The sequence below is a fragment of the Vreelandella neptunia genome (genome assembly GCF_034479615.1).
GTDB lineage: Bacteria > Pseudomonadota > Gammaproteobacteria > Pseudomonadales > Halomonadaceae > Vreelandella > Vreelandella neptunia.
The window spans coordinates 3,451,640-3,467,058 of the sequence record NZ_CP140255.1; the positions used below are offsets into that span (position 1 = coordinate 3,451,640).

Here is a 15,419-nt window from a genome sequence, read left to right on the forward strand (position 1 = left end):
CTTAGGCCCAACGCACTATCGGGAGCATTACTGGAATCAGTTGAGCCACACCCGAGCGTTGCGGAATAGCCGCAGCCAGGCGCCATCTTCAGTCCACTCTGCCGGGCGCCAGGAGTTGGTGACCGCTCGAGCAACGCGCTCGGGGTGGGGCATCATAATGGTCACCCGGCCATCCGGCGTGGTCAGGCCGGTAATGCCCGCAGGCGAGCCGTTAGGGTTTGCCGGGTAGCGCGTGGTCGCCTGGCCGTAGTTATCGATGTAGCGCAGGGCGATTTGGTTACTCGACTGCATGCTGCGCAGATGAGCGCTGTCGCGGAACTCCGCCTGCCCTTCACCATGAGCAACGGCGATAGGCAACTGAGAGCCTTCCATACCGGCCAGCAGAATCGAGGGACTCTTTTCAACCCGCACCATCGAAACCCGCGCCTCAAACTGCTCGGATTCGTTGCGCACAAAAGTCGGCCAGTTTTCAGCGCCAGGAATTAGCGACTTCAACTGCGAGAGCATTTGGCAACCGTTACATACGCCCAGCGAGAAACTATCTTCACGGGCGAAGAAGGCCGCAAACTGCTCCTGGGCGCGCTCATTAAACAGCACCGACTTGGCCCAGCCACCGCCTGCGCCCAGCACGTCGCCGTAGGAGAAGCCACCGCAGGCCACCAGCCCTTTGAACTCTTCCAGCGAAACGCGTCCTTCCAGGATGTCGCTCATATGCACATCCACTGCCTCAAACCCGGCCTTATCGAAAGCCCAGGCCATTTCTACCTGGCCATTGACGCCCTGCTCACGTAGCACGGCCATGGCAGGCTTGGCAGTGTTAACGAATGGCGCGCTGATATCTTCATTAATATCGAAGGTGGGCGTGACAGATAGCCCCGGGTCGCGGATATCGAGCAGATTGTCGTATTCGTTCTTGGCGCATTCGGGGTTGTCGCGCAGCGCCTGCATACGGTAACTGGTTTCTGCCCAGGTACGCTGGGTAAGCTGGCGGGTGGTTTCCAGCAAGGGCTCTTCAAACAGTGTGACGCGCACTTGGTCATCGTAACGCGGGCGGGCGATAACGCCGCAGGTTTCGATACCTGCCACGGCAAACTGCGCCAGCACTTCTTCAGTGTGTTCACGATTGACCTGAATCACGGCACCCAGCTCTTCCGAGAATAGCGCGTTCAACGCCTCCACTGGCTCGTCGATCATCCAGTCGAGCTTGATCTCAAGCCCTGCGTGGGCAGCAAAGGCCATTTCCAGCAGCGTTACCAGCAGGCCGCCGTCGCTACGGTCATGATACGCCAGCAGCTTGCCGTCGCGGTTCAAACCCTGAATAACTTCGAAGAACGCTTTGATATCTTCCGGGTCGTCCACATCAGGGCAGTCATTGCCCACCTGGCCATACACCTGGGCCAAAGCGGAGCCACCCAACCGATTCTGACCGTTGCCCAGGTCGATCAAAATCAAATCCGACTCGTCTTGATCCAGATTGATCTGCGGCGTGAGCGTCGCCAGGGCGTTGGTCACAGGGGCAAAACCGGTCACCACTAGCGAAAGCGGCGAGGTGACGCTTTTGTCTTCGTGTTCACCCTCCTCTTTCTCATCGACCCAGGAAGTGCGCATCGACATGGAGTCTTTGCCCACCGGAATCGCAATGCCCAGCGCCGGGCACATTTCCATACCTACCGCATATACCGCATCGTAAAGGGCCTGATTTTCACCTGGGTGATCCGCCGCGCTCATCCAGTTAGCGGAGAGCTTGATATCGCTCAGTTTGGCAATCGGTGCTGCCGCCAAATTGGTAATCGCTTCGGCAACCGCTAAGCGAGCGCTGGCCGCAGGGTTGATCAAGGCGACCGGCGGACGCTCCCCCATGGCCATGGCTTCACCGGTGTGGGTATCAAAGCTTGCCGTGGTCACCGCCACATCGGCTACCGGCACCTGCCAGGGGCCAACCATCTGGTCGCGAGCCACCTGGCCGGTGATCGAGCGATCGCCAATGGTGATCAGGAAGCTTTTGGAGGCCACTGTGGGCAGACGCAGCACCCGATCCAGCGCTTCACGCAAGTCAAGGTTATCCAGCATTACACCGGAAAGCTCAGGGTCGTGACGCTCAAATTCGCGCTGCATCTTGGGCGCTTTGCCAAACAGTACACTCATCGGCAAATCCACCGGTTTGCTGTCAAAGTGGCCGTCGCGCACTTCAAGATGGTGTGCTTCCAGCGCTTCGCCGACGACCGCATAGGGGCAGCGCTCGCGCTTACAAAGCGCGTCAAAGGTGTCCAAATCCTCGGGTGCAACCGCAAGTACGTAGCGCTCTTGCGCTTCGTTACACCAGATCTCCAGCGGGCTCATGCCCGGCTCCGCGTTAGGTACTGCGCGCAGATCAAAGCGGCCGCCACGGTTACCGTCTTTGACCAGCTCCGGCAGCGCATTGGAAAGCCCACCCGCGCCCACATCGTGGATAAAGCGGATCGGGTTATGATCACCCAGCGCCCAGCAGCGGTCGATCACTTCTTGAGCACGGCGTTCAATCTCAGGATTCTCACGCTGTACCGAAGCAAAATCCAAATCGGCGCTGGATGTGCCGGATGACATGCTGGAGGCTGCCCCGCCGCCCAAGCCAATCAACATCGCCGGGCCACCCATCACAATCAGCTTGCCGCCGACGGGGATATCGCCCTTCTGAACATGGTGGGCGCGAATATTGCCGTAACCGCCGGCGAGCATAATAGGCTTATGGAAGCCGCGACGCTCAATGCCGCCCTCGTTAAGCGACTCCTGCTCGTAGGTGCGGAAGTAGCCGGTTAAATTGGGTCGACCAAACTCATTATTAAACGCAGCGCCCCCGATGGGGCCATCGAGCATAATATTGAGCGCCGACTGCATCCGCTCGGGCTTGCCGTAATCAAACGCCTCCCAGGGCTGTACGAACTCAGGGATGCGTAGATTGGAAACGGTATAGCCTGAAAGGCCCGCTTTAGGCTTGCCGCCAATGCCGGTAGCACCTTCGTCACGGATTTCACCACCGGAGCCGGTCGCCGCCCCCGGGAAAGGGGCAATCGCGGTGGGGTGGTTGTGGGTTTCCACTTTCATCAGGATATGAATGGGTTCCTGATGAGTGGCGTAGAGTGCACGCTCGTCATCAGCGCCGGTTAATGGCGTGGCAAAGAAGCGTCCGGCTTGGCTGCCCTTAATGACCGCAGCGTTGTCGCTGTAAGCCGAGAGCACGTTGTCCGGCGACGATGCAAAGGTATTCTTAATCATCTTAAACAGCGAGTGGCTCTGCAGCTCGCCGTCGACCACCCAATCGGCGTTGAAGATTTTGTGGCGGCAGTGTTCAGAGTTGGCCTGAGCAAACATCATCAGTTCAACGTCGCTGGGGTTACGCCCCAGCTCATTGAAAGCATCGACAAGATAGTCGATTTCATCTTCTGCCAGCGCCAGCCCCAGCGCCTGGTTGGCCGTTGCCAGCGCGTCACTACCACCCTCAAGAATATCTACACTGCCCAGCGGTGCCGGCTCGTGCTGGGTAAACAGCTTAGCGGCGTCCGAGGCATCGGCTAGCACGGTTTCGGTCATACGGTCGTGCAGCAGTGCAGCCAGCGCGCCCAAACTCTCTTCGTCCGGCATAGCGGTGAAGCTGACCCGGTAATCGATGCCGCGCTCGATGCGGCTAATTTGGCGCAAGCCACAGTTGTGGGCGATATCGGTGGCTTTCGACGACCAGGGCGACTGGGTACCTAGACGCGGCACCACCAAAAAGCGCTGAGCACGCTCAGGAACCTCTACGTTTGAGTGAGTACCGTAATCCAGTAACTGCACCAAACGTTCGTGGGCAGCGTCATCTAACTCGTCGCGGCGGTCATGGGAGTGAACATCGATAAAATGAACATAGTGGGCAGACAGCGCTTCCACCTCGGGAACACGTTCACGCAGCACCGTTAACAGCCGAGCATGACGGAAGGCAGAAAGGGCGGGCGCGCCTCGCAGTTCGAGCATATCCAGAAGCCTCTAGAGCAGGGAAATTCGAGCAGGGAAATCACCGGGCCGCTATGCGACCATGCTTTTATGGTGCCGAAAATAGCCTATGATACTGGAAACCAGCCGCCACACGAAATCAACAAGGTGACAGCCTGCCCCTGGCTGGGTATCGTGGCAGCTTGTTTCATGCCGACAAGACGCCATGCTGACGTTGATTTGCCGACATTTTGTAGCCTGCGCCAGCGCTTATTATGCGCTGATCGCTATTACGCTGCTGACTTTGGTACCGACTCTCTCCCTGGTTCCTCCCGGCGAGCATCTGACGCAGATCACTGCAAAAGATTTTATTACCGTTCATACCCGTAACACCCCTACTACTTATTACGAAGGTCGCCAAGGCCCTACCGGCTTTGAGTACGAGCTAATGCACCGCTTTGCCGACTACCTTGGGGTCAGCCTTAACCTTAACGCCCGCCATCACCCTGAAAGCGTGCTGCCGGCGGTACGTGAGAGCGGCGACCTGGGCGCGGCTGCACTCCCCCTGCTGCCCAATCCCCCTGGCGTTTACTACACCCGCCCGATTATCAAAATGCAGCCGCTGGTGGTATACCGGCGCGGCCTTAATGGTATTAGTGAACCGAGCGACCTGGTCGGCCTGGAGCTTGGTACGCTTAGCGAAGCGGGCACCAGCGAAGCACTGCGCGATCTGCAGCATCGCCACCCGACGTTGAGCTGGAAAGAGTCCCATGAGCTGGAGGTCGCTGAACTACTGGCCCGGGTTGAGAACGGCACCCTGGACGCAGCGGTTATTTTTGAACACCAGTTCCGCTTGAACCGGCTGTTTTTCCCTAACGTAGAGCGTGGTTTTATTCTCGGCGACCCGCTCTCCATGACGTGGGCCGTGCCCAGTGGTCGCGGTTTGGGTTTACTCGAAGCGGCTAACCGTTTCCTCCAAGACCTGCAGGAGAGCGGCACGCTAGACCAACTAGTCAGCCGCTACTTTGGCCATGACGACTATTTAGAGTATGTCGGCACCCGTACCTTTCTTGATCACCTGGATGCACGTTTGCCCCGCTACAGGGATCAGTTCCAGCAGTCTGCCCGCGAAACGGGGTTTGATTGGAAGTTACTCGCTGCCGTGGGCTACCAGGAGTCTCACTGGGATCCGGATGCAGTCTCGCCAACCGGGGTGCGCGGTTTGATGATGCTGACCAACCCCACCGCAAGCGAGATGGGCGTCAGTGACCGTACCGATCCGGTTCAGAGCATTGATGGCGGTGCCCGCTATTTACGCAGCATCAAGGATCGCCTACCAGAAAGCATCACCGGTGACGACCGCCTGTTTATGGCCATGGCTGCCTATAATGTGGGCCTTGGTCATTTATACGATGCTCGCAAGATTGCTGAAATGCGCGGCGGCAACCCCGACAGCTGGGTGGATGTGCGCGCTGCGCTGCCCCTGTTACAGCAGCGTGAATGGCATAGCCAGACGCGTCACGGCTACGCCAGAGGTGGCGAGCCGGTGATATACGTTCGCAATATCCGCCGCTACTACGAGATGATTGAGTATGTTGAGCGTAGCCGCCAGCAGTTTTTCCAACTAGAACAAACGCCTGTCAACGATGATCCGCTGCTATTGTTCGAGCTTGTGCCGCCGCTTAATTAACGTGAGGATGCAATGCCTTTTCCCATTGCTCGTGCTGCACATTGGCTACCGATTATTGCTGCCTTTTGTGCCGTTACACTTGTAGCGCTTCATCCTAATATTAGCTCTATCGCGCTGATGCTTGTGGCGCTAGCCCAGCTGAGTACGCTGAGTGGTTATCGTTGGCTCACCTACCTGCTGTGCAGTAGCGCTATTGGTTTACTGTTGCCAGGGTTTATAAGCTACTTAACCCCGGAAAACTGGGTTACCACCGCTAACTGGCAAGCACTGGTCTCCTGGGCGCATCCCGCCACGTTTGAAAGTTTCCGCGCGCCGCTACTAATGACCCTGGCTCTTCAACTGAGCGCCTTGTCGATACTGCTCCACCAGCGTGCCCGCTTAGGCGCACCGCTACTGCTGGTCGCAACTCTGCTACTCATTGGTTTACAGCTCGCTGCCAGCAGCCAAGCATTTACCCCCCTGCTGCGCTATGAGGCAGACTGGCCTAGTCTGCTCACCCTGGGCATAGTCCTGCTTGGGCAATATCTGCAGTCAGTTCAACACTGGCGCGACAAACACTGTTTGACCAAAGCTCTTTGGCCAGCCTGTGGGTTGCTCGTTGCGGTACTGCTACTCTGGGAGAAACTGCACAATGAGGCCGAACAAACGCTGTATCAGCAGGTTGAAGCGCGCGCACTGCAAGCGACCCACCAGCTCTCCCAAGAGATTGAGACCCACTTAAATGCCATGCGCGGTTTCGCCCGCATTTGGCAACTACAAACGACGCTACCGACTTCCCAGCAGTGGACGGATCAAGCGGCGGGGTACCGCCAGGACTTTACCTATTTAATCAATATTGCCTTCATCACGCCTGACAGCGTCATACGCCACGTGTACCCCATTAACACGCCCAACTTAAGCCTCTTGGGACGACGCCTTTTTGACGTTCAACCGGCAGGGCGAAACGTGCTTGAACCAGCACTCCGGGGGCAGCAAGAGGGCAGTACCGATGTGATTGAACTGCTCCAGGGTGATCCAGGCGTCATCCACTACTTCCCGGTACTCAATGCGCAGGGCGTCCCTTTAGGCGCAGCGGCGATGGCGGTGAGTTTCCCGATGTTCGCGGAAACGCTGTTTGCCCAACTGCCCGCCGAGGAGGGAGCTGTCCGTTGGCACGACGGAACTAAACTGCTGGCACACCACGGAGACGCTACCCTCCCAGGCCCCTGGGCATACGACTACCCGGTCAATTTATTGGATAAAACGCTTACGCTCTCCTATCAACCGCGCTGGGAATACCTCGTCAGCCAGCTTTCACGCCTGCCTACGATCAGTTTGGTTACTGGGCTAATACTGACGTATTTACTCTATCTCGTGCTGTATACCTTTCAGCGCCTGGGGCAGCAGCACAGCGCCATGCAGAACAGCAACATTCACCTGCAGCAGGAGATACACCAACGCAGTAAGTTGCAGCAGGAGGTCGAATGGCTGGCGCGCCACGATGAGTTAACCGGTATTGCTAACCGACGACACTTTTTAGAACAAGTCGAAGCCTTGCAGGGGGTACGCCCCATCAGTCTTGTATTGTTCGATATCGACTATTTCAAACGAATCAACGATCAATTGGGCCACTTAGTTGGCGACGAGCATTTACTCTTTTTTGCACAACTGGGCAAATCACATATCGAGCAATATGGCGGCATCTTTGCCCGCTATGGTGGAGAGGAGTTTGTTGCCTGGTTACCCAGCCACCACCAGCCATCAGCGTTTCAAGTGGCGGATGAGCTGCGTCAAAAATTGGCTGCCTCAAGCCTCTCACATGCCGACGGCAAGCCACTCACTTTAAGCGCCGGGATCGTGACCATCAGTCACCCTGAAAACGTTGATCTTGCGCGCATGATGCAAGCCGCCGACGAAGCGCTTTACCGCGCCAAGCACAACGGCCGCAACCGCGTCGAGTGCGGTGAACGCAATACCACAGAAGGGGCTTAACGCCTACTTACCGGCCAACTCTCGCCGCGCGGCAAAAAAGCTTTTTAGCAATTTTTGCGAAGCCGATGCCAACACCCCGCCAGTCACCGACACCTGATGGTTAAACCACGGCTGCGCCAACAGGTTAGCTTTGGATTCGACCATTCCCGCCCGAGGCTCAGCAGCACCGTAAACCAAACGGGCTAGACGTGCATGTATCATCGCCCCTGCGCACATCATGCACGGCTCTAAGGTAACAAATAGCGTGCAGCCCTCCAGACGATAGTTACCCTGCTGCTGCCCCGCCTCGCGCAGCGCACGAACTTCCGCGTGGCCGCTAGGGTCGCAGCTGGCCACCGGGGCATTGCAACCAACGCCAATGATTTCCCCCTGCGCATCGACAACAACCGCCCCTACGGGCACCTCATCTGCCGCAGCGGCCAAGTGGGCTTGGTCAAGCGCCCGGTGCATGTAAAATTCATCGCTGCGCATAAACGTAAACTCCGCTAAGGTAGCTAAACGATCGTATGAAAGGGTTGCCCCCTGTCCTAGCAACTCACTTTCATCGACAGCATTCGATTGAGACAGCCGCAAGGATACCGAGAATGACAGACGCGCTGAATAAACTGGTAGCGTTACTGGAGCTAGAAACGCTGGAAGAGACGCTATATCGTGGCCAGAGTCAGGATCTAGGCTTTCCTCAGCTCTATGGTGGCCAGGTACTCGGCCAAGCGCTTGCAGCCGCCGCACGCACAGTACCCATTGAGCGCCAACCGCACTCTCAACACGGCTATTTTCTGCGCCCTGGTGACCCCCACCGTCCCGTTGTTTATCAAGTGGATACCATTCGCGATGGCGGCAGCTTCACCACCCGTCGCGTCACCGCCATTCAAAAGGGCCGGCCGATCTTCTTCTGCAGCGCCTCTTTTCAAAGCGAAGAGGCAAGCTTTAGCCATCAGCGCGCCATGCCGGATGTGCCAACACCGGAAGCGTTAATCGAAAGCGGCGAGGCCAAACACGACCGCTTTCCCGGCCACCCCATTGAGTTTGTACATTTACCCGGCAACCCTGACCACGGCACACCTGCAGGCCAATGCTTATGGTTTCGTCTTTCCGGCACGCTGCCAGACGACCCGGCGTTGCACCGCCATCTGCTATCTTATGCTTCTGACTTCAATCTGCTGACCACCAGCCTGATTCCCCATGGCATTGAGTACCGAGACCCCAAGCTGCGCATCGCCAGCCTTGACCATGCCCTGTGGCTCCACCAGGACACCCGCCTGGACGACTGGCTATTATACGTTATCGATTCACCCTGGGCAGGCGGCGCCCGCGGGCTGGCGCGGGGGCATATTTACAGCCGCGATGGCCGCTTAGTCTCCTCCACCGCTCAGGAAGGGCTAACGCGCTATTCACAAGACTAAATAGGCAGTCTCTCAAAACACTTACGCCCGCAAGAAGCGGGCGTAAGTAATGGCGAGAGCGCAGCGATTTAGCCGCCATAGACGTCGTTAATTGACTGCAGCGGGTAGTGTGCAGGGAAAGGCTTACGGGCGACACCAGAATCAACCGCGGCTTGCGCTACCGCCGAAGAGACCCGTGCCAGCAGTCGGATATCGACCGGCGTGGGAATGATGTACTCGCGGCCAAAGCTCATTTCGGTGCGCTCGTAGGCGTCCAGCACCTCCTGAGGAACCGGCTCACGGGCCAGGTCTTTCAAGGCATGCACTGCGGCCAGCTTCATCTCTTCATTAATCCGCGTGGCGCGAACATCCAAAGCGCCGCGAAAGATAAACGGGAAGCCCAGCACGTTGTTGACCTGGTTGGGAAAGTCCGAACGGCCGGTGGCCATGATCACATCAGGGCGCACTTCTCGGGCAACGTCAGGGTGAATTTCCGGATCCGGGTTGGTGCAGGCAAAAATCACCGGGTCAGGCGCCATTTTCTTCACCTGCTCAGCAGAGAGCAGCCCCGGGCCTGACAGGCCGATAAAGACGTCAGCGTTGTCGATGGCATCGTCTAAGGTGCGCATCTCTGTATCGCGGGCGAATTCAGCCTTATATTCATTGATACCTTCGCGATCGGTATGAATAACGCCACGCCGATCCAGCATTATCAAGTTCTCTTTACTTGCACCACATGAGACCAGCAGCCGCATACAGGCAATCGCCGCCGCCCCTGCACCCATGCAAACGATTTTGACGTTCTCAATTTTTTTGCCAGCGATATCCAAGGCATTAAGCATGCCGGCTGCTGTCACAATTGCGGTGCCGTGCTGGTCATCGTGGAAGACCGGGATGCTGCAGCGTTCAATCAGCGCTTTCTCAATTTCAAAACACTCCGGCGCCTTGATGTCTTCAAGGTTGATGCCGCCCCAGGTATCGGCAATGCGCGCGACGGTATCGATAAACGCCTGCGGGCTCTCCGCATCCACTTCGATATCCACTGAGTTGATGCCAGCAAAGCACTTGAACAGCACGCCTTTCCCTTCCATCACCGGCTTGCTGGCTAGCGGGCCAAGATTACCCAGACCAAGAATAGCGCTGCCATCGGAAATAACCGCGACCAGGTTACCTTTACCGGTATAACGGTAGGCATTTTCAGCTTCCCGGGCAATTTCACGCACTGGCTCAGCCACGCCTGGGCTATACGCCAGCGCCAAATCCCGTGCAGTCGCGGTGGGTTTGGTCAACTCCACCGAAAGCTTACCGGGAATCGGTTTCGCGTGATAATCCAAAGCAGCCTGCTTATTTGCATCCGTCATGGTCAGAGTCCAGTTAACATAAAGTAGATAAGTCGCGTCAGAATATAGAAAAAACCATAGCGCCTCAAGCGCGCCGTCAACTTACGACAAAACGCTCGTTTAACTGAATTTTCCCTTCACATTCGTCACTTTTAGCCACTATTTGCAGAAACTTATGCAAATAGCCTTTGCTCATAACGCTTTACTTATTGCTGCATCACAGCATTTATGGAAAAATTTTCCACATACGGCTCATGCAGCAAGTATACCCCATTAACAAAAAACCCACGCCGGGGCGTGGGTTTTGCGCGAGCATAGCCTTATAGGAATAACCTGATATGAACAGGCATGCTGGCGATATGGCTATCCGACTGGGATTAGCCGCGCTTAACAGCAGCGCCGAAGCGCTTGTTGAAGCGCTCTACGCGGCCACCAGTGGTCGCTTGCTTCTGCTTACCAGTGTAGAACGGGTGGCAGTTAGAGCACACATCCAAAGAGAAGTCTTGACCAGAGGTCGTGCCTACTTGGAAAGTGGCGCCGCAAGAACAGCTGGCGGTGACCGTGTTGTAATTCGGGTGAATACCTTGTCTCATTTCGAGCCTCACGAAGCTATATGCCGCCACCTGATCTCGTGCCAGGTACCGCATACGGGTTTGGAAAAAACGACTAACCGGTTAGCCGCTCTGTCGTTACGATAGGTCTTTACAAATGGATCGGTAAAGATCGTTAGGATTCAGAGCGGTCGCATATTCTAGCAAAACTAACGCCGGAGGCCAATTGGCTGACTCTTTTTCTTCACAGGCATCTTCGCATAGACCGTCTCAAAGACCTTCTCAAGCACTCGGTCAAGTGCTCAAAGTGGCCCTGCCTTCGCCGCTGCGCCGCCTGTTCGACTACCTGCCATCCAGGGAAGCTCCCCCCTGCGGCTGGCAGCCGGGGCTGCGAGTGCGGGTGCCCTTTGGGCGGCGCGAAGTCGTCGGCGTGGTCGTCGAACTAGCAGACCGCAGCGACCTTCCGCGCAGCCAACTGCGTAGTATCAGTGAAGCGCTGGATGATGCCCCGTTGCCGGAAGATTGGCTGTGGCTATGCCGCTTCGCCGCCCGTTACTATCAGCACAGCCTAGGCGACACCTTGCACCATGCCATGCCTGCGCGGCTTCGCCAGGGGCACCCCATGGCGGGTCGTACCCAGACCCTCTGGCTTGCCCAAGGCGAAGGCGCAGAAGAAATGCTCAGCCGAGCGCCCAAGCAAGCCGAGCTGTATGCGCTGCTGCGCCAACATCCTCATGGGCTGCCAGGCCGAGCGGTTAGCGCCCACGGTTTTGCCCGCGACCAGCTGTTAGCGCTGGAGAAGAAAGGCCTGGCATCCAGCCAGGAACACATTCTCACTGCCCCAACGCCCCCCAGCGGCAACTTACTGGCAACGCCGGCTCTCCCCCTTAACCGTGAACAGGCGACAGCGCTAGCCGCACTGCATGAGAAGCTCGATGGCTACCACCCCTGCTTGCTCGAAGGCGTCACCGGCAGCGGCAAAACGGAAGTCTATCTGCAGCTTATTGAAGCAATCGCCGCCAAGGGCAAGCAGTCGCTGGTATTAGTGCCGGAAATTGGTTTAACACCACAAACGCTCGCCCGCTTTAGAAGCCGCTTTCGGGTACCCGTGGTGGCGCTGCACTCAGGTCTCACCGACCCCGAGCGACTAGACGTGTGGGAAGCCGCCACCAGCGGCCGGGCGCTGATTATCATCGGCACCCGCTCGGCGATTTTCACCCCGCTGGCCAACCCCGGCGCGATTATTGTCGATGAGGAGCACGACGGCTCCTACAAACAGCACGACGGTTTGCGCTACCACGCCCGCGATTTAGCCGTGGCGCGAGCCCACTACCATAAAATTCCACTGCTGATGGGCAGTGCCACCCCCTCCCTGGAGAGCCTGCACCAGGCGCTTAGCGGCGCCTATCGCCATCTGCGCCTGACCCAGCGCCCCAGCCAGCACCCGCCAGCTAAACTGGAACTGATTGATCTACGCCATCAGCGCCGTCAGGGCGGCCTGTTGCCCGCTGCCATCAAAGCGATTAAAAGCACCTTGAGCGCTGGTAAGCAGGTGCTGATTTTTATCAATCGGCGCGGCTTTGCACCGACACTTGCCTGCCACGCCTGCGGCTGGATGGCCGATTGCCATCAGTGCGATGCGCGCATGACGCTACACCGCCAGCCTCCCCTACTGGCTTGCCACCACTGCGATAGCCGCCGCGCCCTGCCGGACGCTTGCCCCGAGTGCGGCAGCGGCGATCTGCGGGCCTTGGGTAGCGGCACAGAACGCACCGAAGAGACGCTGCAAACGCTGTTCCCGAAAACCACTATCCACCGCATCGACCGGGATAGCACCCGGCGAAAGGATAGTTTTGAACAGGTACTCAAAGAGATCCAACGCGGCGAACCCTGCGTACTGGTCGGCACTCAAATGCTCGCCAAAGGGCACCACCTACCCCACGTCACACTTGTCGTGGTGGTCAATGCCGACGGCGGCCTCTACGCCGCTGACTTTCGCGCTCTGGAGCACAGCGCCCAACTACTTGAACAGGTGGCGGGCCGTGCCGGTCGCGCCGCCCACCCAGGCCGAGTACTGGTGCAAACCCTGCACCCCGACGACCCTCACTTGGGCCAGTTGGCTGAACACGGCTACGGGGCGCTCGCACGCAACATGCTGGAAGAGCGACGCATTTCCCAGCTGCCGCCGTTCTGTTTTATGGCGCTGCTACGCATCGAAAGCCCCAAGGAGGAGGCCGCTTTGGCGCTGGCGCAACAGGCAGCCCAAGCCCTACGCCAGTGGCTAAAAGAGTCCGGCGTAGCCACCCGCTGCCTGGGGCCGGTGCCCGCACCGATGGAAAGACGCCAGAACCGCTACCATTTACACGTTATGCTGGCAGCCGATAAGCGCAGCCAACTACACCCGGCCGTTAGCTGGCTGGTGCAGTGGCTGGAAGCCAATCGCGAGGCACGCAAGGTACGCTGGTCGATTGATATCGACCCACAAACCCTCGCGTAGCGCTTATCTCTTTATCTCTTGGTACTTGTTTAGCAACACGCCTTTGAAACTGCGGCTCAATTGCCGATAATAGGCCTATTCGTCATCTAGCGTGGGCTTAAGATTAATTGGCCATTTTATGTCTCACGGTTCAGATCGAAACACTATGCCAACTATATGTTGTGGGAGGCCGCTTCAGCGGGCGATGGGTGCCACAGGCATCCTCAAGGCTATCAGGCTAAATAGTCGCGAGCTAAAGCTACCTCCCACAGCTCAGTTATCAGGCTGGCAGAAATAATTGACGAAGAGCCGATAATAGCCGCCTTGTTGGCACACCTCGTACAGATGCACGCCACAGACGTAACCGGATACCCACATGAAAGATACGATAGTTTCTCTGCTCGAAGGCGCGGTCACCGCGCTCAAGCACCAAGGCGTGCTGCCAAACGACCTTCAGCCCACCATCAAAGTGGATCCTACCAAAGACAAGGCCCACGGCGATTACGCCACCAACTTGGCGCTGATGCTGGCCAAACCGGCAGGTCAAAATCCGCGCGAATTAGCCAACGCGCTGGTAGCCGCGCTACCCGAAAGCGACGCTATCCAAAAAACCGAGATTGCGGGGCCCGGCTTTATCAACTTTTTCGCCGCCGCCGATGCCGCGGCGCAAATCGTTGCCCAGGTGCTCGACTGCGGCGACACCTTTGGCCGCAGCATGGTGGGCAAAGGCGAGAAGGTTCAAGTCGAGTTCGTTTCCGCCAACCCCACCGGCCCGCTGCACGTAGGTCACGGCCGGGGCGCGGCCATAGGCGACTGCCTATGCCGCCTGCTCGAAGCCACCGGTTTTGATGTCACCCGCGAGTTCTACTACAACGACGCGGGTGCCCAGATCGCCAACCTCGCGCGTTCTGTACAAGCCCGGGTGAAAGGCTTTGGCCCTGACGACGATAGCTGGCCAGAAGATGGCTATCGAGGCGAGTATATCGTCGATGTGGCCAACGACTACCTGGCAGGTAAAACAGTAAGTGCCGATGACCGCGAAGTCACCGCCAAAAAAGACCCGGATGATTTAGCCGCCATTCAAGAGTTTGCCGTGGCGTGGCTGCGTCGCGAACAGGATCTGGATCTAAAAGCCTTCGGCGTGGAGTTTGACGTCTATTTCCTAGAGTCCTCACTCTATGAAGATGGCAAGGTGGACGCCACCGTTGAAAAGCTGGTGAACGCGGGCCACACCTATGAAGAAGATGGCGCCATGTGGCTACGCACCACCGACTTCGGTGATGACAAAGACCGCGTGATGCGCAAACAGGACGGTGGCTACACCTATTTCCTCCCCGATGTGGCCTACCACCTGGACAAGTGGCAGCGCGGTTTCAAAACCGTGATCAACGAACAGGGTGCCGACCACCACTCCACCGTCACCCGCGTACGCGCCGGTTTGCAGGCGCTGGAAGTCGGTATTCCCAAAGGCTGGCCCGACTACGTGCTCCACCAGATGGTCATGGTCACCCGTTCAGGCGTCGAGGTAAAACTCTCCAAGCGCGCGGGCAGCTATGTCACCGTGCGCGACTTGATCGACGAAGTGGGCCGTGATGCCACGCGCTTCTTCCTCGCCGCTCGCCGCGCGGACTCACAGCTCACCTTTGACATCGACCTGGCCCGCTCCCAGTCAAATGACAACCCGGTCTACTACATCCAGTACGCCCATGCCCGGGTCTGCAGCATGCTGCGCAAGGCCCAGGATGCTGACCAACCGTTTGATCACGCCTTAGCACTGGCCAACCTAGCGCTGCTGGACAGCGACCAGGAGAAAGCCGTACTTAACCGGCTAGCGCGCTTCCCTGAAGTAGTGGAAACCGCCGCCAGAAACCGCGAGCCCCAGCAGGTTGCCCAGTATTTGCTCGACCTTTCCGGCGACTTCCACACCTGCTACAACGCCGTCAAAGTGATGGTCGAGGACGACACCCTACGCAATACGCGTCTGGCGCTGGGCCTCGCCACCCGTCAAGTGCTTCGCAACGGGCTTGATTTAATGGGGGTTAGCGCCCCAGAGGAGATGTAAGC

At 57.8% G+C, this 15,419-nt stretch carries 9 protein-coding genes; 5 read left to right on the forward strand and 4 right to left on the reverse strand.

The features are described 5' to 3' along the window. Positions 1-36: 36 nt before the first annotated feature. Complete coding sequence (gene purL, locus SR894_RS16105; protein WP_223288094.1) at positions 37-3,987, reverse strand: phosphoribosylformylglycinamidine synthase; 3,951 nt, start codon at positions 3,985-3,987, stop codon at positions 37-39. Between the two features lie 184 nt (positions 3,988-4,171). On the opposite strand from purL, the gene mltF reads away from it, so the two are divergent. Both mltF and SR894_RS16115 read left to right on the forward strand, forming a co-directional pair. Next, the gene (gene mltF, locus SR894_RS16110; RefSeq protein WP_223288095.1) at positions 4,172-5,635 is read left to right on the forward strand and encodes a membrane-bound lytic murein transglycosylase MltF; all 1,464 of its coding nucleotides are present in this window, start codon (positions 4,172-4,174) and stop codon (positions 5,633-5,635) included. 12 nt (positions 5,636-5,647) lie between these two features. Next, on the forward strand, positions 5,648-7,606 hold the full coding sequence (locus SR894_RS16115) for a diguanylate cyclase domain-containing protein (RefSeq protein ID WP_223288096.1): 1,959 nt from the start codon (positions 5,648-5,650) through the stop codon (positions 7,604-7,606). 3 nt (positions 7,607-7,609) lie between these two features. On the opposite strand, the gene tadA is transcribed toward SR894_RS16115, so the two are convergent. Beyond that, a complete protein-coding gene (gene tadA, locus SR894_RS16120) occupies positions 7,610-8,077 on the reverse strand; it encodes a tRNA adenosine(34) deaminase TadA (RefSeq protein ID WP_223288097.1) in 468 nt (155 codons plus the stop codon). Positions 8,078-8,190: 113 nt separating this feature from the next. On the opposite strand from tadA, the gene SR894_RS16125 reads away from it, so the two are divergent. Beyond that, positions 8,191-9,009: an acyl-CoA thioesterase gene (locus SR894_RS16125; RefSeq protein WP_223288098.1), complete on the forward strand. Its 819-nt coding sequence runs from the start codon at positions 8,191-8,193 to the stop codon at positions 9,007-9,009. A 68-nt stretch (positions 9,010-9,077) separates the two neighbouring features. On the opposite strand, the gene SR894_RS16130 is transcribed toward SR894_RS16125, so the two are convergent. Then, complete coding sequence (locus SR894_RS16130; RefSeq protein ID WP_223288099.1) at positions 9,078-10,349, reverse strand: malic enzyme-like NAD(P)-binding protein; 1,272 nt, start codon at positions 10,347-10,349, stop codon at positions 9,078-9,080. Positions 10,350-10,705: 356 nt separating this feature from the next. Further along, on the reverse strand, positions 10,706-10,921 hold the full coding sequence (gene rpmE / locus SR894_RS16135) for a 50S ribosomal protein L31 (protein WP_081742600.1): 216 nt from the start codon (positions 10,919-10,921) through the stop codon (positions 10,706-10,708). Between the two features lie 256 nt (positions 10,922-11,177). Between rpmE and SR894_RS16140 the strand changes: the two genes are divergently transcribed. Beyond that, on the forward strand, positions 11,178-13,376 hold the full coding sequence (locus SR894_RS16140; RefSeq protein ID WP_479694297.1) for a primosomal protein N': 2,199 nt from the start codon (positions 11,178-11,180) through the stop codon (positions 13,374-13,376). Between the two features lie 355 nt (positions 13,377-13,731). Beyond that, positions 13,732-15,417, forward strand: a complete 1,686-nt coding sequence (argS, locus tag SR894_RS16145; RefSeq protein WP_133732112.1) for an arginine--tRNA ligase — start codon at positions 13,732-13,734, stop codon at positions 15,415-15,417. Positions 15,418-15,419 lie beyond the last annotated feature (2 nt).

Excerpts from the sequence above, each read along its gene's own strand:
- SR894_RS16115 (WP_223288096.1), top strand. The coding sequence starts at position 5,648 with ATGCCTTTTCCCATTGCTCGTGCTGCACATTGGCTACCGATTATTGCT.
- tadA (WP_223288097.1), bottom strand. The coding sequence starts at position 8,077 with ATGCGCAGCGATGAATTTTACATGCACCGGGCGCTTGACCAAGCCCAC.
- purL (WP_223288094.1), bottom strand. The coding sequence starts at position 3,987 with ATGCTCGAACTGCGAGGCGCGCCCGCCCTTTCTGCCTTCCGTCATGCT.
- argS (WP_133732112.1), top strand. The coding sequence starts at position 13,732 with ATGAAAGATACGATAGTTTCTCTGCTCGAAGGCGCGGTCACCGCGCTC.
- SR894_RS16130 (WP_223288099.1), bottom strand. The coding sequence starts at position 10,349 with ATGACGGATGCAAATAAGCAGGCTGCTTTGGATTATCACGCGAAACCG.
- mltF (WP_223288095.1), top strand. The coding sequence starts at position 4,172 with ATGCTGACGTTGATTTGCCGACATTTTGTAGCCTGCGCCAGCGCTTAT.
- rpmE (WP_081742600.1), bottom strand. The coding sequence starts at position 10,921 with ATGAGACAAGGTATTCACCCGAATTACAACACGGTCACCGCCAGCTGT.
- SR894_RS16125 (WP_223288098.1), top strand. The coding sequence starts at position 8,191 with ATGACAGACGCGCTGAATAAACTGGTAGCGTTACTGGAGCTAGAAACG.